We start from the raw sequence: 26092 nt of genomic DNA, 5'->3' as shown, positions 1-26092 counted from the left end.
CCGGTCCGCTCGGGCGCTGGCATCCCGTTTTTCCGGAGCAAGTATTGCGTTCATGACCAGCACTCGAGTTCTCACCGGCATTACAACCACCGGCACCCCCCACCTGGGCAACTATGTCGGTGCCATTCGCCCCGCCATTGCCGCCAGTCAGGACCCCGACGTCCAGTCGTACTATTTTCTGGCCGACCTGCATGCCCTGATCAAGTCCAATGATCCCAAACGAATGCAGCAGTCGCGCCTGGAAATTGCCGCGACCTGGCTGGCGCTGGGACTGGATACCGACAATGCGGTCTTCTACCGCCAGTCCGATATTCCGGAAATCCCCGAGCTGGCCTGGCTGCTTTCCTGTGTCTGCGCCAAGGGGTTGATGAACCGGGCCCATGCCTACAAGGCGGCCGTGGCGGAAAATGAGGAGAAGGGCGTTACCGATCCTGATCGTGGCGTCACCATGGGGCTTTACAGCTATCCGGTGCTGATGGCCGCCGACATTCTGATGTTCAATGCCAATCGGGTGCCGGTGGGGCGTGATCAGGTTCAGCATATCGAGATGGCGCGCGACATGGCCGGGCGCTTCAATCATATTTACAAGGGTGAGTATTTTACTCTGCCCGAGGCGGTGGTCGACGAGCGGGTACAGGTGCTTAACGGGCTCGATGGCCGCAAGATGTCGAAGAGCTACGACAATACCATCCCGCTGTTTGTCTCCGAGAAGAAACTGCTCAAGCTGATCCGCAAGATCAAAACCAATTCGCTGGAACCCGGTGAGCCCAAGGATCCGGAGGGATGCACCCTGTTCCAGATCTATTCGGCCTTCGCCTCCGAGAGTGAGAGTGCCGATATGCGCCAGCGTTACGCTGAGGGCATCGGCTGGGGTGAGGCCAAGAACGAGCTGTTTGAATATCTCAATGCGCAACTTGCCGAACCTCGTGAGCGTTATCAGGCGCTGCTCGAGGACCCGGGGCACATCGAGACGGTGCTTCAGCAGGGTGCCGATCGTGCCCGTGAGGAAGCGACGGCGCTGCTGGATCAGTTGCGTAGCGTGGTGGGACTGGGAAGATTTATCTGACGCTCCCGGTAATCGATCGCGACTGAAGTCGCTCCTACAGCACCGGTGGTTATTGCTGTAAGCGTGGTTTGGCCGCGATAACTCGAGGCACCCGGAAACATGCCAACGGTGCTCCAGCAGGGTGCCGATCGTGCTCGTGAGGAAGCGACGGCGCTGCTGGATCAGTTGCGTAGCGTGGTGGGGCTCCCGGTAATCGATCGCGACTGCAGCACCGGTGGTTATCCTTGTAGGAGCGGCTTCAGCCGCGATAACGCCTGCTTGGGAGATTACCCGATGCTGAATTGCCCCGAGAGCGTAGCACCCTCTACACAGCGTAACCGTCCCGCCCTCAACTCCCCCTCGAAGTGGGCAGCAGCATGGAAGATGGCGCTATCCGTCGTTTGTACCGCGCCATTCAGACGTCCATCGACGACCAGCTGTCGGGCCCGCACGATGGGACCTGCCTCACCACCGGCAAGAATGGCAACGCCGTGATCGTGCAGCGTAATTTCTCCTTCGATTCGTCCGGCGACGGTCAGTGGCTGAGTGGCTTCGATATGCCCTGCGACATGCATGCTCGGGCCGATGAAGCTGCCGGTATGAAGGGGTCCATCAAAGACAGGACCATGTCGTTGCTGATGCCAGGCGGCCGCGTCGGAAGAGGGCCGAGAAGCCGGAATCGGCGCATCTTCAACCCTGTTGATGACAGCAGGCGATGACGAAGGTGTCAGCACTTCAGAAGGCGCTCCAGCGCACTCCTTCTCCCTGAGTTGCACCTTGCGTACACGTCGCTGACCGTCATACAGAATCAGCAGTATTGCCACGATCCCCGGTATCAGCAGCCATCCCATTGTATCCATGGTGTCATCCCGAAACGTGAAAGCCACGTTCGCAGATTGGTACCTGCTGTATGTGGCGAGTGTCCGCTGGACATGATCAGAGCAACCCTATCGGCATTTCATCGTCATTCTTTATCCCCGGATATGAAGGATTGATGATGCGCTGCCGATGTTAGAGAGGTATCACACTTTTCGATTACAGTACCAGAGACCCCTGATGAGGGTGGCAGTGCATAGCCAGCGGAGATCGATATGTTTCACAGGACAAAAGGCGTGGACGAAACCGGCGATCGTGACATCGCTTCAAACGCCGTAACGTCTTCCGAGCCCGCTGAAGCGGGCGCCCGCTCAACACGCATGGGCAAGCGGGCACTGATCGGTTCGGCGACTCGCGTGACGGGTGATATGACAGGTGAGGAGGATCTGCATATCGAGGGTCGTATCGTCGGCTGCGTTACGTTCAGACGCCATGCCGTCAGCATCGGCATCGATGGGTCGGTTGAGGGGGATGTAGTGGCGCAATCGCTGACTGTCGGGGGTACCATCCGCGGCCGCCTGATCGTTTCGGGTAATGTGCGGGTATTGGCCGGCGCCCACGTCAGTGGGGAAATTCACTCTCCCGGGCTGGTAATCGAGGAAGGGGCCGAGTTCCAGGGAACGGTTGACATGAACCCCGCCAATCCGCTGCTCGAGGAGCTGTTTGATGCTGCGCCGGCAGACCACACCAGACAGGCGTCGGCCGATGCCTGGCAGACCGGCCTCCTGGAGGATGATCTTCCTGAAGATACAAGCGCGGCAGCGCTTGATGACGAGGACGATACATCTTCACGCTGAGTTCATGGCCGATCCGGCAGGAACAAGGCAGGCAGGGCCCGGCTCATGAGCCATGTCGCCGGGCCTTTGCAGGGGTCAGCCGTTCAGGGCTTCATCAAGTCCGGGCGTGTACTCGACCCCATGAGGGACCTGAATGGATGAGGTCTTCAGCGCCTCCCCGATCGGTTCGAACCGTCCTCCCAGGGTTTCGGCCAGGAAAGCTTCCGTCACTGCATTAAAGGCAATGTTGTTGACCGGTCGGGCAAAACCGTGGCCCTCATCCGGGAACAGCACGTAGGTCACCGGAATGCCGTTGGCCTTCATGGCATCGACGATCTGATCACTCTCTGCCTGTTTGACCCTGGGGTCGTTGGCGCCCTGACCGATCAGCAGTGGTTGGCTGATTTGCCCGGCATGGGTGAGAGGGGAACGCTCCTTGAGCCAGGCTGCGCCTTCCTCGGTCTCCGGATCAGCCATGCGTCGATACATCTGTCGCTTGCCGGCTTCCCAGTAGGGCGGAATGGTGGAAAGCAGGGTCTCCAGGTTGGAGGGGCCGACAATATCCACGCCGCAGGCGAATTGCTCCGGCGTGAAGGTCAGCCCGACCAGAGCGGCGTAACCGCCATAGGATCCGCCCATGATGGCTACGCGCTCGGCATCGGCGATCCCCGCCTCGACTGCCCAGGCGACGGCATCGAGCAGATCGTTGTGCATGGCGCCGGCCCATTCGCCGTCGCCGGCACCGGTAAAGCGCTTGCCGAAACCGGTTGAGCCACGGTAGTTCACTGATAGTACGGCGTAGCCTCGATTGGCCAACCACTGGTGATAGGCGTTGCTGCCGTAACTATCGCGTGCCCAGGGGCCACCATGCACCAGCAGTACCATCGGCAGTGGTGAGGTTGGCCGACGAAAGCCATCGGCATCGCTGCCCTCGGGGAGGGTGAGATAGGAGACCAGCGTTTTGCCATCCCGCGCAGTGATTTCCAGCGGTGTCATGCCGGCCAGCTGCTCCCCTGAAAGTTCCGGTCGGCTGATATACAACGATGTCAGTGTGCGGGTGTCGCGATCATAGAGCCAGGTTTCTGCCGGCGCTGTGACAGGGTCGTTGACGACCGTCCAGCGGCGGTCGTCGTCGGTGCGGGATGTCACACTGATATCACCCTTGAGCTCTCCCTCCAGAAATGCGAGATCTGCGGCTATGGTGTCATCGAGGGCGGTCCACTCGGTGCGCAGATAATCGATCGCCCAGGCCTGGACTTCATCACTGACTGGATCGAGCAGGATGCCGGTAACATCTGCCCGCGGTGAGTGGCCGATAAGGCGCAATTCGCCACTATGCCAGTCCTGGGCCATCAGTGCTGCAGTATCGCGTTCGCGACTGTCGATCCAGTAAACCGTGTTGCCATCACGGGTGAAGCCGATCGGGCCGGTATTGGCGCTGTCCTCGAATCCGATGGTGGCAAACGGTTCGTCTTCGATGCCGTTCGCCGTGATACGAAAGTAGGTTTCACCACCATCCTCGCGGGGCTGGGCGGCCAGCCGCAGTTCGAGGTGTTCATCGGCAATGAAACCGGCATAGCCTTCATTTTCAAGTACCAGGGTGAGCTCACCGCTCGCCAGATCGAGGCTGTAGACATCGTGCCAGCGTGGATCGCGATTATTGATGCCTACCAGGAGACGGTCACGCACCAGGCGGCTGATGCCGATAATTTGCACCCGGGTTTCCTTGAAGGGCGTCAGCGTGCGTGTCTCGCCACTGTCGATATTCACCCCGAACAAGCGGAAGTTCTCGTCCCCCCCGGTGTCATTGACATAGAGCAGCGCCTGGCTGTCGGGACTCCAGAAGTAGCTACGGATCGGCCGCACCTGTTCGGCAGTCATGGCTCGGCCCTGATCGGGATGATCAATGGGGGCTACCCAGAGGTTCAGAACACCCTCGAGAGGGGCGATCCACGCCAGCCAGCGACCATCGGGGCTGAGTCGTCCCTGTGCACGATGGGGGTTGCCAAACAGACGTTCACGTTCGATCAGAGGAACTTCATTGTGGCTGGTGGCCGCGCCGCCGCCATCGGCAGTACCCGCGCACATGGCAGTGACAGGGGTGAACATCCGTCGCATGACTTGAAACTCCCGGTTGAGGATTGATGACACATCATGTCCTTCACAGTGCGGGCGCTCCGGTTGAATCGCAAGCGAGCTCGTAGAGAGATTCAATCAGCTTTGTTGATCACCCTGATTGGGGAACAGAGGGCTTTCGGTTTAGAATTATTGGCAATACTTGGAATATTTTTTGAAGCGGGAGGTTCTAATGGCAGGACCCACTCTGGTGCCATCCGGACGCGGCAATGGCACCTTGCCGCGCAGTTCACTGATCGCCGGCATCGTGGCGGTTGTTGTTCTGGCACTTGGCGCCATGGTGCTTGTCGGCACCATTTCGCCGAGTCAGGGCGCACTGCTGCTGGTCGGTGGCGCGCTGGGGGCAGTGCTTTATCATGCGGCCTTCGGCTTTACCTCAGCCTGGCGGGTATTTATTGTTGATCGTCGCGGACGCGGCCTGCGTGCCCAGATGCTGCTGCTGGCTGTCGCAGTTGTTCTGTTCTTCCCACCTCTGGCCGCCGGCACTCTGTTCGGCCACTCGGTGCATGGCTTTGTCGCGCCAATCGGGTTATCCGTGGTGGCGGGTGCTTTCATGTTTGGCCTGGGCATGCAGCTTGGAGGCGGTTGTGCCTCGGGTACGCTGTTTACTGCTGGTGGCGGCAATACCCGCATGGTCGTGACACTGGTGTTTTTCATCATTGGCTCGGTACTTGCCACGATCAACTTCGACTGGTGGACCTCGCTGCCGGCGTTTCAGCCGGTTTCCCTGGCGACGACTCTGGGATCCAGTGGCGGCGTCGTGCTCAGTCTGCTGCTTTTCGGCGCCATTGCCGCTGTCACGGTCTGGCTGGAGAAGCGTCGTCATGGCAGTCTCGAGCGCGCAGCGAAGCCGCGTCAGCAGCACGGTTCCCGCTGGCTGCGTGGCCCCTGGCCCTTGCTGTTCGGGGCCGTGGCACTGGCGGTGCTGAACTTCATGACGCTGGCGATTGCCGGGCGTCCCTGGGGAATTACGTCGGCCTTCGCCCTGTGGGGCGCCAAGCTCTCCCAGCTGTTGGGTGTTGAGCCTGGCCAATGGGCTTATTGGCAGCAGCCGGGGAACGCTAAAGCGCTCTCCGAAAGCATCTGGCATGACGTGACCACAGTAATGGATTTCGGCGTTATTGCCGGCGCCATGCTGGCCGCTGCGCTGGCGGGCCGTTTTGCGCCGAAGTTCGATATTCCGTTGCGCTCGCTGGTGGCTGCAGCGATCGGCGGTATCCTGCTGGGTTATGGGGCGCGTATCGCCTTTGGCTGCAACATAGGTGCCTATTTCAGCGGTATTGCCTCCGGTAGCCTGCATGGCTGGCTGTGGCTGGTCTGTGCCTTTGCCGGCAATATGCTGGGAGTGAAACTGCGGCCCTTTTTCTTCCGTCAACCGAAGAAGCCGGCCGTCAGCGGTGTCTGAGTCGCACTGTATGATCTCGGCACGAAAAAAGGCGCCCCACGGGGCGCCTTTATCATCTCGGGTCTGAAGACCGAGTGACTTACTTCAGCATGCTGCGCAGCACATAGTGCAGGATGCCGCCATGGCGATAGTATTCCATCTCGTTGGCGGTATCGATGCGGCAGAGCGCGTCCAGTGTCTTCTCACTGCCATCGCCCATGGTGATGCGCACTTTCACGTTGCCGCCGGGGATAAGGTCACCGAGCCCCTCGATGCTGATCTGCTCATCGCCGGTCATGCCCAGCGAGTTGCGGTCTTCACCTTCGGGGAACTGCAGTGGCAGAACACCCATGCCGATCAGGTTGGAGCGGTGGATGCGCTCATAGGACTCGGCCAATACGGCACGCACGCCCAGCAGTCGAGTGCCCTTGGCTGCCCAGTCACGCGAGGAGCCGGTACCGTACTCCTTGCCGGCGACGACCACCAGCGGTGTGCTGTCCTCGGCGTACTTCATGGCGGCGTCATAGATCGCCATCTGTTCGCCGGAGGGCACATGGCGGGTGTAGCCGCCTTCAACGCCATCGAGCATTTCGTTACGGATACGCACGTTGGCGAAGGTGCCACGCATCATCACTTCGTGATTGCCGCGCCGTGAGCCGTAGGAGTTGAAATCCTTGACCGCCACGCCGTTCTCCTGGAGATAACGGCCCGCCGGACTGTCGGGCTTTATCGCCCCGGCCGGAGAGATATGGTCGGTCGTGACCGAGTCGCCCAGCATGGCCAGTACCCGTGCATCATGCACATCCTCGATGGGCGCCGGCTCGCGGCCCATGCCTTCGAAGAAGGGCGGATGCTGAATGTAGGTGGAATCCTTCGACCATTCGTAGACTTCGCTCGGGGTGACGTCGATCGACTGCCAGGTTTCGTCGCCGTTGAAGACTTCGGCGTACTCCTTGCGATACATGTCGGTACGCACCCGTTCGACCGCCTCGGCGATCTCGCGCTGGCTCGGCCAGATATCCTTCAGATAGACATCGTTGCCGCTGGCATCCTGCCCCAGCGGTTCCTCGGTCAGATCAACCCGGGTGTTACCAGCCAGTGCATAAGCGACGACGAGGGGCGGCGAGGCCAACCAGTTGGTCTTGACCAGCGGGTGGATACGGCCTTCGAAGTTGCGGTTGCCCGACAGCACTGACGCGACGGTCAGGTTTTCACTCTGAATGGCCTGATCGATGGGCTCGGGCAGCGGGCCGGAGTTACCGATGCAGGTGGTGCACCCATAACCCACGAGGTTGAAGCCGAGCTGATCGAGCGGCTGCTGGAAGCCGGCAGTCGCCAGATAGTCGGTGACCACCTTGGAGCCCGGTGCGAGCGAGGTCTTGACCCAGGGCTTGGTCTTGAGACCCTTGTCGACCGCCTTCTTCGCCAGCAGGCCGGCGGCCATCAGCACGCTCGGATTGGAGGTGTTGGTGCAGGAAGTAATGGCCGCAATCACCACTGCGCCATCATCGATGCGGAACTTCTCGCCGTTGAGTTCGACGTTGGGATTCTCGCGGAAGCTGTTGGCTACGAAGGGTGCGGTTGTTCCCCCCTCGTCCTTCCAGCGACCATCCTCGGTTTTCGGCACATTGCCGGCCTGATCGGCGAGCAGCTTCTCGAAGGTCGACTTCATGTCGGTCAGGGCGACACGATCCTGAGGCCGCTTGGGACCGGCGAGGCTGGCCTCGACCTCGTTCATGTCGAGATAGAGGGTGTCAGAGAAGATCGGCTCGTGGCCGGGTTCGCGCCACAGCCCCTGTTCCTGGGCATACTGCTTCACCAGCTCGATCTGCTGCTGGGAGCGACCGGTGAGCTTCATGTAGGTCAGGGTTTCATCGTCGAGCGGGAAGAAACCACAGGTAGCGCCGTACTCGGGCGCCATATTGGCGATGGTGGCCCGGTCGGCCAGCGGCAGGTCCTTGAGGCCGTCGCCGTAGAATTCGACGAACTTGCCGACCACACCGCGCTGACGCAGCATCTGGGTGACCGTCAGTACCAGGTCGGTGGCGGTGATGCCCTCACGCAGCTTGCCTTCAAGCTTGAAGCCCACCACCTCGGGGATCAGCATCGATACCGGCTGACCCAGCATGGCAGCTTCCGCTTCGATGCCACCAACACCCCAGCCGAGCACGCCCAGGCCATTGATCATGGTGGTGTGCGAGTCGGTACCTACCAGTGTGTCGGGGAAGGCATAGGTGCGACCGTCCTCTTCCTTTGTCCAGACTGCCTGGCCCAGGTACTCCAGATTGACCTGGTGGCAGATCCCGGTGCCCGGCGGCACTACGCTGAAGTTGTCGAACGCCTGCTGGCCCCAGCGCAGGAACTCGTAGCGTTCGCGATTACGCTCCATCTCGATTTTGACGTTGTCCTCGAAGGACTTCGGGTCGCCGTAGTGATCGACCATCACCGAGTGGTCGATGACCAGGTCGACCGGAGAGAGCGGATTGATTCGCGAAGGTTTCTCGCCGAGTTTGGCGACGGCATCACGCATGGCCGCCAGATCGACTACACCGGGTACACCGGTGAAGTCCTGCATCAGGACGCGGGCCGGACGATAGCCGATTTCGCGGGTCGAGCGGCCTTCCTTCTGCCAGTCGACCAGCGCCTGAATATCTTCGCCGGTGGCGGTCTCGCCATCCTGGAAGCGAAGCTGGTTTTCCAGCAGCACCTTCAGCGTGAAGGGCAGCCGGCTGATGTCTCCGAACTGCTGGGCCGCTTTTGACAGGCTGTAATAGTGATACGTCCTGTCACCGACGGTCAGTTCGGAGAGTGTATTCTGGGCATCTTCAGTGCTCATGCACCTGCTCCTCTCTTCTTGGGGCAGCGATTATCGGAATCATCTCCGCGATTCCGGATCGGGCCCGCCAGTCATGGGTCCACGGGTCATGAAACGACGCCGGGTGCTGCAGACGCAACGCCCCGGACGTGCAATCGGTCAGTCGCTGTACCAGCCATGAATGAAACGGGCATCATTTCTGGCTGGGGCGAGTCTGCATCGCCTGCCGGATTGTCGACACAAATGCGAGGCATATCGACACTCGAATGGTATCAGGTTGAAAGCATAATGCGATGACCTCATTCGAATAATGGACCCATTTTGATGGCACGGCGATGACCGGGAGATTTGGCATGTGGGAGCTGATTCCGCAGGAAGTGACGTGCCCCTGGTGCGGGGCCGGTTTCGAAATGATGATCGACCCCGGTGAAGGCAGTCATGAAACCGTTCACGACTGTCATTGGTGTTGTGCCCCGATTGTCGTCACTGTCGCGGTTTCCGCGATGGATGGCGGTCTGGAGAGTGTCACGCTTTCCCGAGAGGATGGTAGTGACGAATAGACATGAAGACGGCTATCGATGACGTTGATGATATCCATTGATGGCGATGGCTGGGCGTGTGCAGCAGCAACCGTTAAGCTGTGCGCCAGAATACGATCGGCAGACTGACATCAGTCTGTCGGTCATGACGATTTCGATTCGAGCAAGCGAGGATTCCATGAGCGAGACGCGGCATCATGCCCTGATCATTCTCGGTTCCGGTCCGGCCGGCTATTCCGCAGCGGTCTACGCCGCGCGCGCCAATCTCAAGCCACTGCTGATTACCGGCATGGAGATGGGGGGTCAGTTGACGACGACTACGGATGTCGACAACTGGCCGGGTGATGACAGCGGGGTCCAGGGTCCAGAGCTGATGGAGCGCATGCGTCGCCACGCCGAGCGTTTTGATACCGAAATCCAGCTCGATCATATTGAAGAGGTCGATCTCGGTCAGCGTCCTTATGTACTCAAGGGGGGGAGTGGTACCTATACCTGTGACTCCTTGATCGTTGCGACCGGGGCCAGCGCCCTCTATCTGGGACTGGAGTCGGAAGATCGCTACAAGGGGCAGGGCGTCTCCGCCTGTGCTACCTGCGACGGGTTCTTCTATCGCAACAAGGAAGTCGTGGTGGTCGGTGGTGGTAACACCGCCGTCGAAGAGGCGCTCTATCTCTCCAACATTGCCTCGAAGGTGACGCTGGTGCATCGCCGTGACAGCCTGCGTGCCGAGAAGATCATGCAGCAAAAGCTGTTTGAGCGTGTCGAGAACGGCAATATGTCGATCGCCTGGAATAGCGTGGTAGAAGAAGTGTTGGGTGATGACTCCGGGGTGACCGGGGTACGGCTGAAATCCACCGAAGATGGGTCGACGCGTGAACTGATGGCGCCGGGGCTGTTTGTCGCTATCGGGCACAAGCCCAATACCGACCTCTTCCGGGGGCAGTTGGAAATGCGTGATGGCTATATCGTGGTCAAGTCTGGGCTGGAAGGTAATGCGACTGCGACCAGTGTGCCTGGTGTCTTCGCCGCCGGGGATGTTGCCGATCATGTTTACCGGCAGGCCATTACCTCGGCCGGCAGTGGTTGCATGGCAGCACTGGATGCCGAACGTTATCTCGATGGGCTGGATCCGTCGGTGCCGCATTCGGCCTGGTAACTGTTCCGTCGAAGGATGGTGGGCCCATGGCCGCCATCCTCGTATTGGAAGAGAGCTCAGTAGTGAGGTGGGCGCTCGTCATGGCCCTGTTCGTAACGCATATCGTCCAGTGTGCTGCGCTGTTCGCGCAGGCGAGTCTGCATCAGGCCGCAGAGACGCTCGAGTCTATCCAGTGAGGCGGATTGACGGTTGAGTGCTTCGTCGAGACGTTCCAGCCAGTCTTCCTGCCAGGTCAGTCGATTCTCTAGGGCTTCAAGACGTGTCAGGGCCGCTTCAAGCGGGTCATCAGTGTGCATGTTAGAATCATCCGGTCGCGGGGGCGTATTCATCAGCGTTTCCTCCGTGCGGTCTGTTGCGTCCCGTTCAATCCGGTTCGGGAAGCTGGAGAGGCGGGTGGCGCCGAGACGTCATCGACCCCTTTGGGGTCTGGATACTTCAATAATCCGATAAGAGTCAGAGTCTGCTATCCATGAGTGCCAAAACACTGTTGCGTTGTACCCTGATCAGTCTGTTGCTTGCGCTTCCGACACCCTTGCTGACGGCATTTCTGATCATGCTCGGCGGTGATCATTTTGCTGGTGTCTTCGGCGATACCGTGGCCGCCGGCGGTTACCTTACAGCTTATATTCTGGCGGCGCTGGCTGCGTTCATCATGCTGGAGATTGCCACACTTGCCGTCCATGTCCTGACCCCGAAGCTGGCCAATATCGCCGATGTGGAAAACGATGACCGCGAAATCGGTGTGGTCAAGTGGTTCAATGTCAACAAGGGCTATGGCTTCATCACTCGTGATGGCGGGGAGGATGTCTTCGTGCACTTTCGTGCCATTCGTGGCAAGGGGCACCGGACCCTGGCAGAAGGCCAGAAGGTACGTTATCACGCAGTACAGAATGAACGCGGTCTGCAAGCCGAGGATGTGACCGTCATTACCTGAATCACCATGCTCGATCCATTCGGTACGCCCCGCCATGTGCGGGGCGTTGTCGTATCAGCATGCCGCTACTGGCCGGAATCGGGCCAGTCGATAACATGCTCCTCACCATCAGCGTTGACCTGCAAAAAGCGATCCGGATCGTCGCCCGGTTGCCAGCTCCCCAATGAACAGCGCACCTTACAATTCAGCGCCTGGCTGGCTTGCCGGGCACAATCGACATCACGTGGCCAGGGGGTGGCATCGCTGTCGAACCACAGGCTGGCAAAATCCTCGGTGGCATTGTCGATCAGCAGTACCGGAATGGTCGTATCCTGACTGCTTATCCGGCATCGCCAGCGATTGCGGCCCGCCGGTCGGAAATCGACCGGACCGCCGAGCGCTTCGCTCAACCAACGGGCAATAGTGTCAATATCATGGCATTGCAGATAGATTTCGATGTCCGGATAGCGCTCCATGATTACCCCAGCAGGCGTTGCATGATGGTCTCGAATGCCTGGCTCAGCGTGTCCAGATCGCTGGCGCGTACCCTCTCGTTCACCTTGTGGATGGTGGCGTTACAGGGGCCAAGCTCGACCACCTGTGCTTCAAGTCCGGCGGCGATGAATCGACCATCCGAGGTGCCCCCGGCAGTAGAGAGTCGAGGGAGGCGTCCGGTGACCGACTCGAGTGCCGAGACGACTGCTTCCAGCAGCTGGCCCTCATGAGTCAGGAAGGGCTCGCCGAATAGTGTCCAGTCGAGGGTGTAGTCCAGTCCGTGCGCATCGAGAATGGCCTGGGTGCGCTGTCTGAGAGCGTCGGCAGTGACTTCGGTGGAAAAGCGAAAGTTGAAAATGACTTCCAGCTCGCCTGGGACAACATTGGTGGCACCGGTTCCGGCATGCATGTTGGAAATCTGGAAACTGGTCGCCGGGAAGTGCTCGTTGCCAACATCCCATTGTTCAGCCACCAGGGCTGCCAGGGCGGGTGCTGCCTGATGGATCGGGTTGCGAGTCGACTGCGGATAGGCGACGTGTCCCTGGATGCCATGGATCGTCAGCTGTCCCCCCAGTGAACCGCGTCGACCGTTCTTGATGGTATCACCGAGATATTCGCTCGATGACGGTTCACCCACGATACACCATTGTGCCCGTTCGCCGCGCTGACGCAGCTGTTCGACTACGGCGCGTGTGCCGTCTACGGCTGGCCCTTCCTCATCACTGGTAATCAGTAGCGCCAGGCGGCCGTGATGATCCGGGTGGGCGGTAACGAAACGCTCCACGGCAGTCACCATGGCTGCCAGACTGCCTTTCATGTCGGCCGCACCACGAGCGCATAGATCGCCTTCGGCATTGAGGGTCGGCTCGAAGGGCGGGGATTCCCACTGCTGTTCGGGGCCGGTGGGTACGACGTCGGTATGGCCGGCCAGTATCAGGGTGTCACCTGAGCCTCGGGTTGCCCAGAGATTGGTGACGCCCCCCTGATCCATGGCTTCGAGAGTAAAACCGAGGCGTACGAGCCGTTCACCCAGCAGTGCCTGGCAACCGGCATCTTCAGGCGTCAGCGAGCGGCGTGACAGAAGCTCGATTGCCAGTGCAAGGGTGTCGCTGTGGCCTGATGGCATGGAGGGTCCGGTAGTCATGGGGTGGCCGGTCGCAACGATCGGCCACCGTGGATCAGTTGTGGGCGTGCAGGACATCGTTGAGCGCAATGGCACTCTTGTTGGTGCGGCATTCGAGCCGTCCGGTCACCGAATGACGGATGAACAGCAGATCATCCTGCCCGGCCAGTTCGCGGGCGGCCACGGTGCGCACTTCCTGCCCCTGATCATCAAGGACGGTGACCTTGGCTCCGGCCGTGATGTAAAGCCCGGCTTCGATGGTGCAGCGATCGCCGAGCGGGATACCCAGGCCGGCATTGGCGCCAATCAGGCAGTTCTCGCCGGTGCGGATGACGATATTGCCACCACCGGAGAGGGTACCCATGGTCGAGGCACCGCCACCAAGATCGGAACCGCTGCCGAGCATGACGCCGGCTGCGATACGGCCTTCGACCATCCCCGGGCCTTCGGTACCGGCATTGAAGTTGCAAAAGCCTTCGTGCATTACCGTAGTGCCTTCGCCCAGATACGCCCCAAGGCGAACGCGGGCGGTATCGGCGATACGTACGCCGGCAGGCATGACGTAGTCGGTCATCTTCGGGAATTTGTCGACACTGTCCACCGATAGCGGGCGGCCGGCGAGACGCGCCTTGAGCTGCCTGTTATCCAGTTCCTCAACGTCAATCGGACCCTCGCTGGTCCAGGCGATGTTTTTCAACAGGGCAAACATGCCATCGAGTTTGATGCTATGCGGCCTGACCAGACGGTGCGACAGCAGGTGAAGCTTGAGATAGACCTCGGGCACGCTTTCCGGGGTTCGGTCTTCCTCGAGAAACATCGCGACCAGTGGGCGCTGGCTGTCGACCATGGCGCGGGCAATATCAGCCTGATGTTCATCGCCGGCAGCGCTCAGGGCATCGGCCAGCGCAGTGCAGTGCTCGGGCAGAAAGCTGACGGCGGTGTTGCCGGCAGGCGCTTCAAGACTTTGTCGCGCCGCCTCGACCAGCGCGCTGTCAGGCTGGTGTAGCGGGGCAGGATAATAGACATCCAGCCACTCGCCGCGGCTGTTCTGATGGCCAATACCCAGTGCAAGACTCAGCATGGGGGTGCTCCATTGATACGGTGGTGGGCAGGGGACTCTGGCAGCTGTTCACTGATCGATCAGGCTACGCCAGCCATCCGGGTCATGACCGATGATCAGGGTCGTGCCGTCATCCACTACCGGTCGCTTGATCAGCGTTGGTCGACTTTTCATCAGCGCCCGGGCACTGTCTTCATCCAGATCGCTGCGCTCTTCCTCTCCGAGTTCGCGCCAGGTGCGACTTCGACGATTGAGCAGGGTGCGCCAGTCAGCGCCTTCCAGCAGACGGTCGAGCAGGGCGTCATCGAGGCCCTGCTCCGCACTTCGCTGCTTCAGATCGACGAAATCGACCGTGCATCCGGCCGCTTCCAGCGCGCGCTGCGCTCGGCGGCAGCTATCGCAGTTGTGCAGACCGTAGAGTGTCAGCATTGCTCAATCCGATAATGTGGGCTGAAAAATGGACAAGAGGGCGATTATAGGCGGGTTCACCTGGGCGGCTCAAACGCCGGTGCGCTATCAGGTGACGCCGGCCTGGGCATCCAGTACTTCACACAGTCGCGCATGGAGCTGGTGCTGCTGCGCCGGATCGGTCAGCGGTTGGCCTTCGGTGTCGGTAATGAAGAAGACGTCCTCGACCCGCTCTCCGAGCGTGGCGATCTTGGCCGCGGTCAACGAAACACCACACTCCATGAAAATCCTGCCTACCCGGGCAAGGAGCCCGGGCCGGTCGGCGGCAATGACTTCGAGCATGGTACGAGCGTTGGTGTCGTCCTGCTCGATGGTGACACGAGTCGGAACCCTGAAGTGCTTGAGCTGGCGCGGCGTGTGGCGTGACACGATACGTGGATAGTCGTCGGGGTCGTCGAGCTCTTCGACCAGATGGTAATGGATGGCGGCCAATTGCCCACGTTCCCGAATGGGCTCGCCATGCTCGTCCAGTATGATGAAGGTGTTCAGCGTCCACTCGTTGCTGGAGGTGGCGATGCGGGCATCGTGAATCGAGAGTCCGAGCTGTTCCATGGCGGCGGCCGTGGCGGCGAACAGGTTGTTGACGGCTCGGGTGTGGATGAACACCTTGGTGCCCCCTTCGGTCATGTCGTCGGTGGGGGCGCTGATCAAAACCAGAGGATTGACATTGTCACCGGCGCGCAGAATCCCCTGGGTGTGCCAGGCAATCTCGCTGGCGCTGTAGTAGAGAAAGTAATCGTCACCCAGGGTCTGCCACAGCGACTCAACCGCCTGAGGATCGCTGCCCATGCCGAGTAGCAGGGCGCGAGCCTCGTCGCGTGTTTCTTCGATCCATAGGCCACGATCGGGTGGGTTTTCCAGCCCGCGGCGCAATACTCGCCGGGTTTCGCCATGCAGCTGACGCAGCAGGGCAGCGCGCCAGCCATTCCAGAGCGAGGCATTGGTGGCATTGATGTCGGCGACGGTCAGGACGTAGAGATAATCGAGATGCAGCTCGTCGTGCATGGTGGCGGCAAATTCGCGAATAACATCAGGATCGGCGATATCGCGCTTCTGTGCAGTGGTAGACATCAGCAAATGGTGCTCGATCAGCCAGCACACCAGATGAGTGTCGCGGCGAGATAACCCATGCTGCTCACAGAAGATCTGTGCTTCCTCGGCACCGATCAGCGAGTGGTCGCCTCCACGTCCCTTGCCGATATCGTGCAGCAGTCCGGCAATCCACAATACCTCAAGCCGAGGCAACTGATGAGTAAGCTGGGCACACAGGGGATAGTGCTCCTCGCCATCCGTACTGCGAAACTGCTGGATCACGCTGAGTAGACGCAGCGTGTGTGCATCGACGGTATAGACATGAAAAAGGTCGTGCTGCATCAGCCCGATGATGCGTCCGAAGCTGGGCAGGTACTTGCCCAGTACCCCGTAGCGCGCCATCAGCCCCAGTTGGCGAGGCACGTTGCCGCCGGAGCGCAGTAGCTCCATGAACAGGCTGCGATGACGCAGGTCGCGCCGAAAGGCATCGTCAATCAGGTGGCGATGATCGCGGATGGCACGAATGGTTTCGGCGCGCACACCCTCGATTCCGGGGTGTTGGGCCATTAACAGGAAAATTTCCAGCAGGGCGGAGGGGCGGCGCTTGAACACGGCCGGATGACGAATGCGGATGTCGCCACCGATGACCTCGAAGCGGCGATTGAGAATCTGCACGGTGCCTTGCTGTTGTCCCTGCTGCAGGATGGCTTCCTCGAAGTGCTGCAGCAGCATGTCGTTGAGCTCGGACAGGGCGGTAACAATGCGATAGTAGCGGCGCATGAACTGTTCCACGGCCAGCCGCTCGGGCGTGTCACGATAGCCCAGCAGTTCGGCGATCGCGCGTTGCTGATCGAATAACAATCGATCTTCCGCGCGTCCGGCCAGCAGGTGCAGGGCATAGCGAATCTGCCACAGAAAGGCGCGACCCTGACTGATGATGCGCAACTCATTGTCAGTAATGAATCCCTGCGCCACCGTCTCCTCGATGGCGCGTGCGCCGAAATGGCGCTTGGCAATCCAGCTGACGGTCTGGATGTCACGCAGCCCGCCCGGTGAACTCTTGATGTTGGGTTCGAGGTGGTGCTCGGAATTGTTGAAGCGCTCATGGCGAGCGAGCTGCTCCTGCCACTTGGCTTCGAAAAAGTCGACATCCGACCACATCCTGTGCGGTGAAGTCAGCGTTTGCATGCGATCGCGCAAACGTTTCGGGCCGGCAATAGTGCGGGTTTCGAGCAGGTTGGTGATGACAGTGACGTCGTTTCGGGCTTCGCGTTCGCACTCGTCGAGGGTACGAACGCTATGGCCGATCTCCAGTCCGATATCCCACAGCAGGGTGATGAAGGCGGAAAGGGCTTCATGCCAGCGGGTATCGTCGCTCTCTTCCAGCAGTATCAGCAGGTCGATGTCGGAGTGGGGATGTAATTCGCCACGGCCATAGCCGCCGACGGCCAGCAGCGCGATATTGTCTGTCGGCCAGTCGATGCGCTCCCAGATCAGACTCAGCAGCTGATCAATGCACCAGGCCCTACCGAAGATCAGATCGCGGATATCGGCGCCGTTGCGAAAGCGTGCATCCAGTCGCTCGCGGATATCAGCAAGAGAGTGTCGCAGCGGCTCAATGGACGAGTCACCCGCCTTTAGTTCGTGGCGCAGGGCTGCCACATCAAGCAGCGACTCATCGGGCGTGAAACGGTAATGATGCAGCAGCATGCGTGCTCCCGATGCGACAGGGCCGCGCCCGTTGGGCTATCGGCTCAGCTCTTGTGCGGTGTCAGGAAGGATAAGTCCTCGTCGTGACGTTCGGTCATGACTTCGATCCCGTTGTCGGTAACGACCATCATGTGTTCCCACTGGGCCGACAGGCTCTTGTCACGGGTCACGGCCGTCCATCCATCGCGTAATACCCGGGTTTGCCACTTGCCGGCATTGATCATGGGCTCGATGGTCAGACACATACCGGGCTCGAGGCGGGCATCGTTGTTCCGGTCATAACCGTCATAATGCAGTACCTGTGGGTCATGATGAAACTGGGTGCCAATGCCGTGACCGCAGAAGTCACGCACCACGCTGTAACCATTGGACTCGGCATGGTGCTGAATCGTGCGGCCGATCTCCGAGAGCCAGACACCCGGCCCCATGATCTTCATGGCTTCATAGAGGCACTGCTGGGTAATGCGGGTAAGTCGCTCGCCCTTGATGTTCTCGCCAACTACGAACATGCGACTGGTGTCACCGTAGTAACCGTTTTTGATCAGCGTGACATCAATATTGAAGATGTCTCCCTTTTTGATTTTCTTGTCGAAATCGGGGATGCCGTGACACACCACATGGTTGAGCGAGATGCAGGTGGCGTGCCGGTAGCCGTGATAGCCGATGGTTGCCGAGGTACAGTTGAGCTCTTGCTCGATGTAATTCTGGCAGATGCGATCAAGCTCACCGGTGGAGATGCCGGGTTCGATATACGACTCGATCATCTCCAGTACGCTGGCGGCCAGGCGGCCGGCGATGCGCAGGCCTTCGATGTCTTCGGCAGTATAAATGGGGATGTTCATGTCACTCGATAGTCATGGGTTGCAGGCAGCCTGTCGGGGATGATGGCGGGCCCTGGGGATAGCGTTCGAGCAGGTGGCGGCTTCATCTTGCAGGCCTGATATGGTATAAAGCCGCGCGATTTCCTGCAATCTTGCCAGCCGGCCGTTGCAGGAGACGCGATAAAACGTGAACCCACACACGCATCGACACATGGTCCCGGGTGCCGCCAATGCGGTCGGACCCATGGGATGCGTGGAGGCCTAACCCGACTCAGGAGAGTTTTCATGTCCGTTACCATGCGTGACCTGCTCAAGGCAGGCGCTCACTTCGGTCACCAGACCCGTTACTGGAACCCGAAGATGGGCAAGTACATCTTTGGTGCACGCAACAAGATTCACATCATCAACCTCGAGCACACCCTGCCGGCGCTGAACGACACCCTGAAGGTGGTCGAGCGGATGGCTGCCAACAACAACAAGATTCTGTTTGTTGGCACCAAACGCGCCGCCAGCAAGATCGTGCGCGAGCAGGCAAGCCGTGTCAGTCAGCCGTATGTCAATCATCGCTGGCTCGGGGGCATGCTGACCAACTTCAAGACGATCCGTCAGTCGATCAAGCGTCTGCGTGACATCGAGACGATGCATGAAGATGGCACCTTCGAGAAGCTGACCAAGAAGGAAGTCCTGATGGTGACCCGCGAGCAGGAGAAGCTCGAGCGTTCCATCGGCGGGATCAAGGACATGGGCGGTCTGCCCGATGCATTGTTCGTGATTGATGTGGATCACGAGCGCATTGCCATCAACGAAGCCAACAAGCTGGGCATTCCGGTCATTGGTGTGGTCGATTCCAACTCCGATCCGGATGGCGTGGATTACATCATTCCGGGTAATGACGACTCCATTCGTGCCATTCAGATTTACGTGTCTGCCGTGGCGGATGCCTGCGCGAAGGCGAAGGAAGGTAACCCGGACGAGTTCGTCGAGGTTGAAGAAGGCGGTGAAGCGCCCCAGGACACTGCCTCCGAACAGACTGCTTCCGAGTAAGCGGTCATCGGGATCAGTCGCGGCATGCGCTGGTCCCGCGACAGGAAAGGGGGCTGCGGCCCCCTTTTTTGGAGACATGACCCTGCTCGCCGGTGGCGAGCAACAGAACATGCAGCCGAATGCGCACACGAGCGCACATTCGGTACTTACCCGATCCAACAGAGGTTCATGACATGGCAGCTATCAGCGCATCTCTGGTCAAGGAACTGCGCGAGCGCACCGGGCTCGGCATGATGGAGTGCAAGAAGGCACTTGGCGAAGCCGATGGCGACATCGAGCAGGCAATCGAAAACCTGCGCAAGAACGCCGGCCTCAAATCCGCCAAGAAGGCCGGCCGTGTGGCCGCCGAAGGCGCCATCCTGACGCGCGTCTCCGATGACGGCCAGACCGCCGTGATGCTCGAGGTCAATTCCGAGACCGACTTTGTGGCGCGTGATGACAACTTCCGCAGCTTCGCCAATGAAGTCGTCAACAAGGTGCTGGATACTCGCAGTGAAGATGTGGCTGCCCTGATGGATGGCGAGCTGGAAGAGGCTCGTGTTCAGCTGGTGCAGAAGATCGGCGAGAATGTCACCGTGCGTCGTGCCTCGGTGGTTGAAGCGCCTGCCGGCGGTGTGGTCGGTGCCTATGTGCATGGCGATCGCATCGGCGCCATCGTGGTGCTGACGGGCGGTACCGTTGAAGCGGCCCGTGATGTGGCCATGCACGTGGCTGCCATCAATCCTTCCGTCTCGCATCCCGAGAAGATGCCCCAGGAAGAGCTCGACAAGGAAAAGGCGATCATTCTGGCGCAGCCGGATATGGCAGGAAAACCCGCCGAAATCGCCGAAAAGATGGTGCAGGGTCGTCTCAAGAAGTATCTCTCCGAGAACAGCCTGATCAACCAGCCTTTCGTCAAGGATCAGAACCTCACCGTTGCGGATTACGTCAAGCAGTCCGGCGGTGAAGTGGCAAGCTTTGTGCGCTTTGAGGTCGGCGAGGGCATCGAGAAGGAAGAAGTCGACTTTGCCAAGGAAGTCATGGAGCAGGCGCGACGCAGCTAAGTCGCCGTGTTGATTTCGCGATATGATAGTCCTCGTCGCGAAATCAGCGACTCCACATTGGCGTGCGCTTGCGCACGCCAATGTGTATGTGCCGCCTGCCCGCGCGGCTGTAATACTGTCAGAGCACGTCCCGTTCAGGAGAGATGAGTCATGCCCCCCGCCCCAGATCGTAGCGTCAAGTACAAGCGTATCCTGCTCAAACTTTCCGGCGAGGCCCTGACGGGCGATCATGATTTCGGCATCGATCCCAAGGTGCTGGATCGCATGGCGCTGGAAATCGGTCAGCTGGTTGGCATCGGGGTCCAGGTGGGCATCGTGATCGGTGGTGGCAACCTGTTCCGCGGGGCGGCTTTGCACGCCGCCGGCATGGAGCGGGTGACCGGTGATCATATGGGGATGCTGGCGACCGTGATGAACGCACTCGCCATGCGCGATGCGCTTGAGCGCTCCAGTATCCGTTCGCGTGTCATGTCAGCCATTCAGATGAGTGGCGTGGTCGAGCACTATGATCGCCGCACCGCCATCCGCTACCTGACATCGGGTGATGTCGTGATCTTCTCTGCCGGTACCGGTAATCCGTTCTTTACCACCGATAGTGCCGCCTGTCTGCGAGGTATCGAGATCGATGCCGATGTGGTGCTCAAGGCGACCAAGGTAGACGGCGTCTACGACAAGGACCCGGTCAATCATCCCGATGCGGTGAAATACGAGCATCTGGATTACGATCAGGTGTTATCACAGAAGCTGGGTGTAATGGATTTGACCGCAATCTGTCTGGTACGTGACCATGACATGCCGGTCCGCGTCTTCGACATGACGCGCCCTGGTGCACTGCTGAATCTGGTGGTGGGCGGCCGTGAAGGCACGCTGATCGACGTGGCCAGGGATGAAGATCAATAAGTCAGAGGTTGAACATCGTGATCAACGATATCCAGCAGGACGCCGAAGCGCGTATGCGCAAGAGTGTAGAAGCGCTCCAATCGGCGTTTTCCAAGATTCGGACCGGTCGTGCGCACCCCAGCGTGCTTGATGCGGTTCGCGTCGACTATTACGGCACCGAGCTGCCCATCAGTCAGGCAGCCAACGTCAATGTCGAGGATGCCCGCACGCTTACTGTAGTGCCATGGGAAAAATCGATGGTGCCCAGGATTGAAAAGGCCATTCTGATGGCTGACCTTGGACTCAATCCCAATACCGCCGGTACGGTCATTCGTGTGCCCATGCCGCCGCTCACCGAGGAGACGCGCAAGGGGTATATCCGTCAGGCGCGTCAGGAGGCCGAGCAGGGACGTGTGGCAGTGCGTAATGTGCGTCGTGATGCCAACAATGATGTCAAGGCGCTGCTCAAGCAGAAGGATATCTCGGAAGACGAGGAGCGTCAGGCCGAGGAAGCCATTCAGAAGCTGACCGATCGGGCGATTGCCGATATCGATCAGTTGCTTGAGCAGAAGGAAAAGGACCTGATGCAGGTCTGACACTGCCGGATCCCGACCGATGTATGCGATGCGGATGATCGCGTACCGATGCGAGTACTCATGCCCGATACGTCTTTGCCCAACCCGCCACACTCCGGACTCCGTCATGTGGCGATCATCATGGATGGCAACAATCGCTGGGCAAGGGCCCATGGGTTGTCCGGCATTCGCGGCCATCATGCCGGCGTCGAGTCGGTACGTGCGGTCATTCAGCGTGCCGTTGAGCGGGAGCTCGAGGCCATCACCCTGTTCGCCTTTTCCAGCGAGAACTGGAAGCGTCCGGCTCAGGAAGTTGGCGCGCTGATGGAGCTGTTTGTGCTGGTACTGCGCCGTGAAGTGGCGCGTCTGCACAAGAACAATATTCGTATTTCCATCGTTGGGGAGCGCTCCCGGTTGCCTCATTCGCTCAACCGCGCGATCGATCGTGCCGAGCGTCTGACGCAGGGGAACACCGGTCTGCATCTGATCGTGGCGGCCAATTATGGTGGACGCTGGGATATTGCTGGTGCGGCCCGGCGCCTGGGTGAGCGTATCGAGTCCGGCGAAATTGGTGCTCGTGATATTGATGAGACACTGCTGGACAGCGAGATCCGGCATAATGGTGTTCCGGATGTGGATCTTTGCATTCGCACCAGTGGTGAACAGCGCATCAGTAATTTTCTGCTATGGCAGCTGGCCTATGCCGAGTTCTATTTCTCGTCCCTGTACTGGCCGGATTTTGGGGCCGACGCCTTTGATGAGGCGCTGGATACCTTTGCCAGGCGCAAGCGCCGCTTCGGCATGACGGACGAACAGGTCGAGGTGCAGCAGGGTGCTTAAGCAACGGGTTCTGACTGCGCTGGTGATCGGACCGGCGTCACTGGTACTGCTGTTTTTGCTCAGCGGTGGCTGGTACGCCGCTTTCATCGGCTTGCTGGTGGTGGCTGCCGCCTGGGAATGGTCGAATCTCGCCGGACGTGAAGCGCCTCGCGACAAGGCATTGTTTGCCCTGTCCATGTTATCCGCCATGGCGCTGGCATGGTCGAGTGGTATCGCTTTTCAGAGTTGGCCCTTATGGGTGGGGCTGTTGGGTTGGCTGGTCTGTCTTTACTGGGTTATCCGCTATCCGCAGGCGACCGATCAGTGGGAAAGTGTTGGCATGCGCCTGGCCATGGGGGTCTGGATTCTGCTGCCATGCTGGATCGGTTTTCTAGTGTTGCGTGAGCAGCCGATCTGGCTGCTTTATGTACTGTTTGTCGTCTGGGGCGCCGATATTGCTGCCTACTTTGCCGGGCGAGCCTTTGGTAATCGCAAACTGGCTCCCCGGGTCAGTCCCGGCAAGTCCTGGGCAGGTGTCTACGGCGCGCTGGCGGGGTCGGCAGTACTGGCACTGCTGATGGCCTGGTGGCAGGATTTCGGCATCATGCGTGGTGTGGTGCTGCTGGTCGTGACAGCAATCGTTACTGCTGCCTCGGTTCTGGGAGATCTGTGTGAAAGCATGCTCAAGCGCCATCGTGGCATCAAGGATTCCGGACAGCTGTTGCCGGGTCATGGTGGACTGCTCGATCGCATCGACAGTCTTACCGCTGCGATCCCGCTGTTCGCCTTGCTGGCCCCCTGGGTTGGCTGATGTCGCTTGCGGCCTCTGGAGCCCATCATGACGCAGACCGTTACAGTACTGGGTGCCACTGGTTCGATCGGTACCAGTACCCTTGATGTCATTGCCCGCCACCCTGAACGCTATCGCGTTCATGCACTTACCGCCCAGAGCAGCTGTCAGGCACTATTGGAGCTGTGTCGCGTGCACCGCCCCGAAGTGGCTGTGTTATCAGGCGCCGAGGATGCGCACTGGCTGACCCGGGCGCTGGCCGATAGCGATTTGCCTACCCGGGTCGCTTATGGAGAAACCGCGCTGTGTGAAGTGGCCGCAGCCGCCGATATCGTCATGTCGGCCATCGTTGGTGCTGCGGCGCTGACGCCGACCCTGGCGGCCGTGCGCGCCGGACGACGGGTATTGTTGGCCAACAAGGAAGCGTTGGTCATGAGCGGGGCGCTATTCATGCGTGAGGTGGCCGAAAGCGGTGCGGTCCTGCTTCCGATCGACTCCGAGCACAATGCCATCTTCCAGTGCCTGCCTCATCATCACCGTGGTGGCCTCTCCCGCTGCGGTGTCAATCGCCTTCTCCTGACTGCTTCCGGCGGTCCTTTTCGTGAATGGGATATGACTCGACTGGCTCGGGTAACACCGGATCAGGCCTGTGCCCACCCCAACTGGTCGATGGGGCGCAAGATCTCGGTGGATAGTGCCTCTCTGATGAACAAGGGACTTGAGCTGATCGAGGCGTGCTGGCTGTTCGATGCTACACACGAGCAGGTCGAGGTGGTGGTGCATCCACAAAGCGTGATTCACTCCATGGCAGCCTACATAGATGGCTCGGTCATCGCCCAGATGGGCAACCCGGACATGCGGACACCGATTGCTCATGGTCTGGCATGGCCGGAGCGGATCGAAACAGGGGTAGCGCCGCTGGATCTGTTTGCCACCGGTAGGCTCGATTTCGAAGCACCGGATGTGACTCGTTTCCCCTGCCTGAGGCTGGCGCGCGAGGCGATGATGATCGGTGGTACAGCGCCAGCCGCATTGAATGCCGCCAATGAAGTAGCGGTGGCTGCCTTTCTGGCCGAGCGTATTCCCTTCATGACCATCCCGATAATAGTGGAGCGGGTGCTCGAACAGCTGGCGCACGTACCGGCTGACAGCCTTGAACATATTCTTGACATGGATCGTCAAGCTCGTGACATGGCGACTGTCGAGCTCGAGCGCCGGGAGCGGAGCGGGTGATGGGTATTCTCCAGAATATCCTGGCCGTTATCGTGGTGCTGGGGGTCCTGATCACCATCCACGAGTTTGGCCATTTCTGGGTTGCTCGTCGCTGTGGCATCCGGGTGCTGCGTTTTTCGGTTGGCTTCGGGCGGCCGCTGCTGATGCGCGTTGATCGGCATGGTACGGAATTTGCGCTCGCGGCGATTCCGCTGGGTGGCTACGTCAGGATGCTTGATGAGCGCGAAGCTCCTGTTGATCCCGCTGAGCAGCATCTTGCCTTCAATCGTCAATCGGTCTGGAAACGTATCGCCGTGGTGTCTGCCGGTCCACTGGCCAATTTTTTGCTGGCGCTGGTGGCCTACTGGCTGATGTTCATGGTGGGGACGACCACGGTAACTCCCATGGTAGGGGCGGTGTCACCTGATTCGCCGGCCGCCGGGGGTGGGCTTGAACGTGGTCAGGAGATTGTCCGTATAGAGGGGGAGCGTACCCGCTCCTGGGAAGAGGTCAATCTTGCCCTGATTGGCGCCATTGGTCGTGATCGATTGCATTTCGAGACTCGCAATGAGGGGGGTGCACTACAACAGCATACCCTGAATGTCTCAAGCTATATGGCGCAGCAGGACCCGCCACGGCCCTTGGAAACGCTGGGATTTGTACCATGGCGCCCGGCAACGCCTCCGGTTATCGGTCGAGTGCTGCCGGAGGGGGCAGCGGCCGCTGCCGGGCTACAGGCCGGGGATCGGATCATTTCGATCGGCGGTGTTCATATCGATGACTGGTCGGAGCTGGTGAACCAGGTGCAGGCCTCGGCCAACCGGACGCTTGAGCTACAGGTAAGCCGTAATGGTCAAACCCGTCCGGTGACGCTGAAGCCTCGCCCTCATCAGCTCGATGATGGCCGCAGTGTCGGCTATATCGGTGCAGCTGCTGAACCGGGGCAGTGGCCGGCGCAGTATCGACGGGAGTTGCGCTATGGCCCACTGGAAGCGGTCGGACGTGCGTTGCATCGTACGGCCTCGATGACGGCGCTGACCGTGGGGTCGATCCGGAAGATGCTGACCGGTCTGATTTCTCCTTCGAATCTTTCCGGCCCGATCACCATCGCCCGGGTTGCGGGCGAATCGGCGCGTTCCGGTCTGGAGACCTTTATCGGCTTTCTGGCCTATCTGTCGATCAGCCTGGGCGTGTTGAATCTGCTTCCCATCCCGGTGCTGGACGGCGGGCATCTGTTGTTTTACGCCATTGAGGCTGTGCGAGGGCGTCCGCTGTCGGACCGAGCACAGGCCATGGGGCTCAGAATCGGCGCGGCGCTGGTGGCTGCGTTGATGATCATGGCCTTCTATTTCGACCTGATGAGACTCTAGCGTGGGATTAC

General features: G+C 59.9%; 24 protein-coding genes. 14 read left to right on the top strand and 10 right to left on the bottom strand.

The annotated features are described in order from the left end of the window. The first annotated feature begins 52 nt into the window (after positions 1–52). Positions 53–1066 (top strand): tryptophan--tRNA ligase, encoded by a 1014-nt coding sequence (locus FY550_RS13165; protein ID WP_149054588.1) that lies wholly within the window; start codon positions 53–55, stop codon positions 1064–1066. A gap of 266 nt (positions 1067–1332) precedes the next feature. Here the strand turns inward: FY550_RS13165 and FY550_RS13160 are convergent, their stop codons facing one another. Beyond that, a complete protein-coding gene (locus FY550_RS13160; RefSeq protein ID WP_070978405.1) occupies positions 1333–1905 on the bottom strand; it encodes a bactofilin family protein in 573 nt (190 codons plus the stop codon). Between the two features lie 231 nt (positions 1906–2136). Here FY550_RS13160 and FY550_RS13155 point away from each other — a divergent pair, with 231 nt between their 5' ends. Further along, complete coding sequence (locus FY550_RS13155; RefSeq protein ID WP_084388097.1) at positions 2137–2718, top strand: bactofilin family protein; 582 nt, start codon at positions 2137–2139, stop codon at positions 2716–2718. A 75-nt stretch (positions 2719–2793) separates the two neighbouring features. Here FY550_RS13155 and FY550_RS13150 read toward each other — a convergent pair whose 3' ends face one another. Then, a complete protein-coding gene (locus tag FY550_RS13150) occupies positions 2794–4815 on the bottom strand; it encodes a S9 family peptidase (protein ID WP_149054587.1) in 2022 nt (673 codons plus the stop codon). A 190-nt stretch (positions 4816–5005) separates the two neighbouring features. Between FY550_RS13150 and FY550_RS13145 the strand changes: the two genes are divergently transcribed. After that, complete coding sequence (locus tag FY550_RS13145) at positions 5006–6238, top strand: YeeE/YedE family protein (RefSeq protein WP_149054586.1); 1233 nt, start codon at positions 5006–5008, stop codon at positions 6236–6238. Positions 6239–6317: 79 nt separating this feature from the next. On the opposite strand, the gene acnA is transcribed toward FY550_RS13145, so the two are convergent. After that, on the bottom strand, positions 6318–9053 hold the full coding sequence (acnA, locus tag FY550_RS13140) for an aconitate hydratase AcnA (RefSeq protein ID WP_149054585.1): 2736 nt from the start codon (positions 9051–9053) through the stop codon (positions 6318–6320). A 332-nt stretch (positions 9054–9385) separates the two neighbouring features. Here acnA and FY550_RS13135 point away from each other — a divergent pair, with 332 nt between their 5' ends. Further along, on the top strand, positions 9386–9592 hold the full coding sequence (locus FY550_RS13135; RefSeq protein ID WP_070978411.1) for a CPXCG motif-containing cysteine-rich protein: 207 nt from the start codon (positions 9386–9388) through the stop codon (positions 9590–9592). A gap of 157 nt (positions 9593–9749) precedes the next feature. Then, on the top strand, positions 9750–10727 hold the full coding sequence (trxB, locus tag FY550_RS13130) for a thioredoxin-disulfide reductase (protein ID WP_149054584.1): 978 nt from the start codon (positions 9750–9752) through the stop codon (positions 10725–10727). A gap of 56 nt (positions 10728–10783) precedes the next feature. Here the strand turns inward: trxB and FY550_RS13125 are convergent, their stop codons facing one another. Beyond that, positions 10784–11023 carry a SlyX family protein gene (locus FY550_RS13125; protein WP_070978414.1) on the bottom strand — a complete coding sequence of 80 codons (240 nt, stop codon included), beginning with the start codon at positions 11021–11023 and terminating at the stop codon, positions 10784–10786. 173 nt (positions 11024–11196) lie between these two features. Here FY550_RS13125 and FY550_RS17185 point away from each other — a divergent pair, with 173 nt between their 5' ends. Continuing rightward, complete coding sequence (locus tag FY550_RS17185; RefSeq protein ID WP_070978416.1) at positions 11197–11661, top strand: cold-shock protein; 465 nt, start codon at positions 11197–11199, stop codon at positions 11659–11661. Positions 11662–11726: 65 nt separating this feature from the next. Here FY550_RS17185 and FY550_RS13115 read toward each other — a convergent pair whose 3' ends face one another. The 6 genes from FY550_RS13115 to map all read right to left on the bottom strand — a co-directional run bounded on the left by FY550_RS13115 (position 11727) and on the right by map (position 18370). Then, positions 11727–12116, bottom strand: coding sequence for a hypothetical protein (locus tag FY550_RS13115; protein ID WP_199287812.1), 390 nt, complete (start codon positions 12114–12116; stop codon positions 11727–11729). A gap of 2 nt (positions 12117–12118) precedes the next feature. Next, a complete protein-coding gene (gene dapE / locus FY550_RS13110; RefSeq protein ID WP_149054583.1) occupies positions 12119–13261 on the bottom strand; it encodes a succinyl-diaminopimelate desuccinylase in 1143 nt (380 codons plus the stop codon). A gap of 52 nt (positions 13262–13313) precedes the next feature. Continuing rightward, entirely contained in the window at positions 13314–14339 is a 1026-nt protein-coding gene (gene dapD / locus FY550_RS13105) for a 2,3,4,5-tetrahydropyridine-2,6-dicarboxylate N-succinyltransferase (protein WP_149054582.1), read from the bottom strand. Positions 14340–14387: 48 nt separating this feature from the next. After that, positions 14388–14747, bottom strand: coding sequence for an ArsC/Spx/MgsR family protein (locus FY550_RS13100; RefSeq protein WP_070978425.1), 360 nt, complete (start codon positions 14745–14747; stop codon positions 14388–14390). A gap of 87 nt (positions 14748–14834) precedes the next feature. Beyond that, positions 14835–17528, bottom strand: a complete 2694-nt coding sequence (locus FY550_RS13095; protein ID WP_070978427.1) for a [protein-PII] uridylyltransferase — start codon at positions 17526–17528, stop codon at positions 14835–14837. Between the two features lie 44 nt (positions 17529–17572). Then, positions 17573–18370, bottom strand: coding sequence for a type I methionyl aminopeptidase (gene map, locus FY550_RS13090; protein WP_070978429.1), 798 nt, complete (start codon positions 18368–18370; stop codon positions 17573–17575). Between the two features lie 264 nt (positions 18371–18634). On the opposite strand from map, the gene rpsB reads away from it, so the two are divergent. From rpsB to rseP, 8 genes are all read left to right on the top strand, one after another. Then, positions 18635–19393 (top strand): 30S ribosomal protein S2, encoded by a 759-nt coding sequence (gene rpsB / locus FY550_RS13085; RefSeq protein WP_070978431.1) that lies wholly within the window; start codon positions 18635–18637, stop codon positions 19391–19393. Between the two features lie 173 nt (positions 19394–19566). Then, entirely contained in the window at positions 19567–20436 is an 870-nt protein-coding gene (gene tsf / locus FY550_RS13080) for a translation elongation factor Ts (RefSeq protein WP_070978434.1), read from the top strand. Between the two features lie 150 nt (positions 20437–20586). Continuing rightward, complete coding sequence (pyrH, locus tag FY550_RS13075) at positions 20587–21336, top strand: UMP kinase (protein ID WP_070978436.1); 750 nt, start codon at positions 20587–20589, stop codon at positions 21334–21336. A 17-nt stretch (positions 21337–21353) separates the two neighbouring features. After that, entirely contained in the window at positions 21354–21911 is a 558-nt protein-coding gene (gene frr, locus FY550_RS13070) for a ribosome recycling factor (RefSeq protein ID WP_149054581.1), read from the top strand. A gap of 60 nt (positions 21912–21971) precedes the next feature. Continuing rightward, complete coding sequence (uppS, locus tag FY550_RS13065; RefSeq protein WP_070978797.1) at positions 21972–22730, top strand: polyprenyl diphosphate synthase; 759 nt, start codon at positions 21972–21974, stop codon at positions 22728–22730. Further along, positions 22723–23520 carry a phosphatidate cytidylyltransferase gene (locus FY550_RS13060; RefSeq protein WP_070978439.1) on the top strand — a complete coding sequence of 266 codons (798 nt, stop codon included), beginning with the start codon at positions 22723–22725 and terminating at the stop codon, positions 23518–23520. The genes uppS and FY550_RS13060 overlap by 8 nt, the downstream gene beginning before the upstream one ends. 27 nt (positions 23521–23547) lie before the next feature. Continuing rightward, the gene (gene ispC, locus FY550_RS13055) at positions 23548–24732 is read left to right on the top strand and encodes a 1-deoxy-D-xylulose-5-phosphate reductoisomerase (RefSeq protein ID WP_070978441.1); all 1185 of its coding nucleotides are present in this window, start codon (positions 23548–23550) and stop codon (positions 24730–24732) included. Next, on the top strand, positions 24732–26081 hold the full coding sequence (rseP, locus tag FY550_RS13050) for an RIP metalloprotease RseP (RefSeq protein ID WP_070978444.1): 1350 nt from the start codon (positions 24732–24734) through the stop codon (positions 26079–26081). The genes ispC and rseP overlap by 1 nt, the downstream gene beginning before the upstream one ends. Positions 26082–26092: the final 11 nt, after the last annotated feature.

Source organism: Kushneria phosphatilytica, from assembly GCF_008247605.1.
Classification (GTDB): Bacteria; Pseudomonadota; Gammaproteobacteria; order Pseudomonadales; family Halomonadaceae; genus Kushneria; species Kushneria phosphatilytica.
Note: the sequence above shows the minus strand (reverse complement) of the source record. Positions and strands in the feature narration are given on the sequence as shown.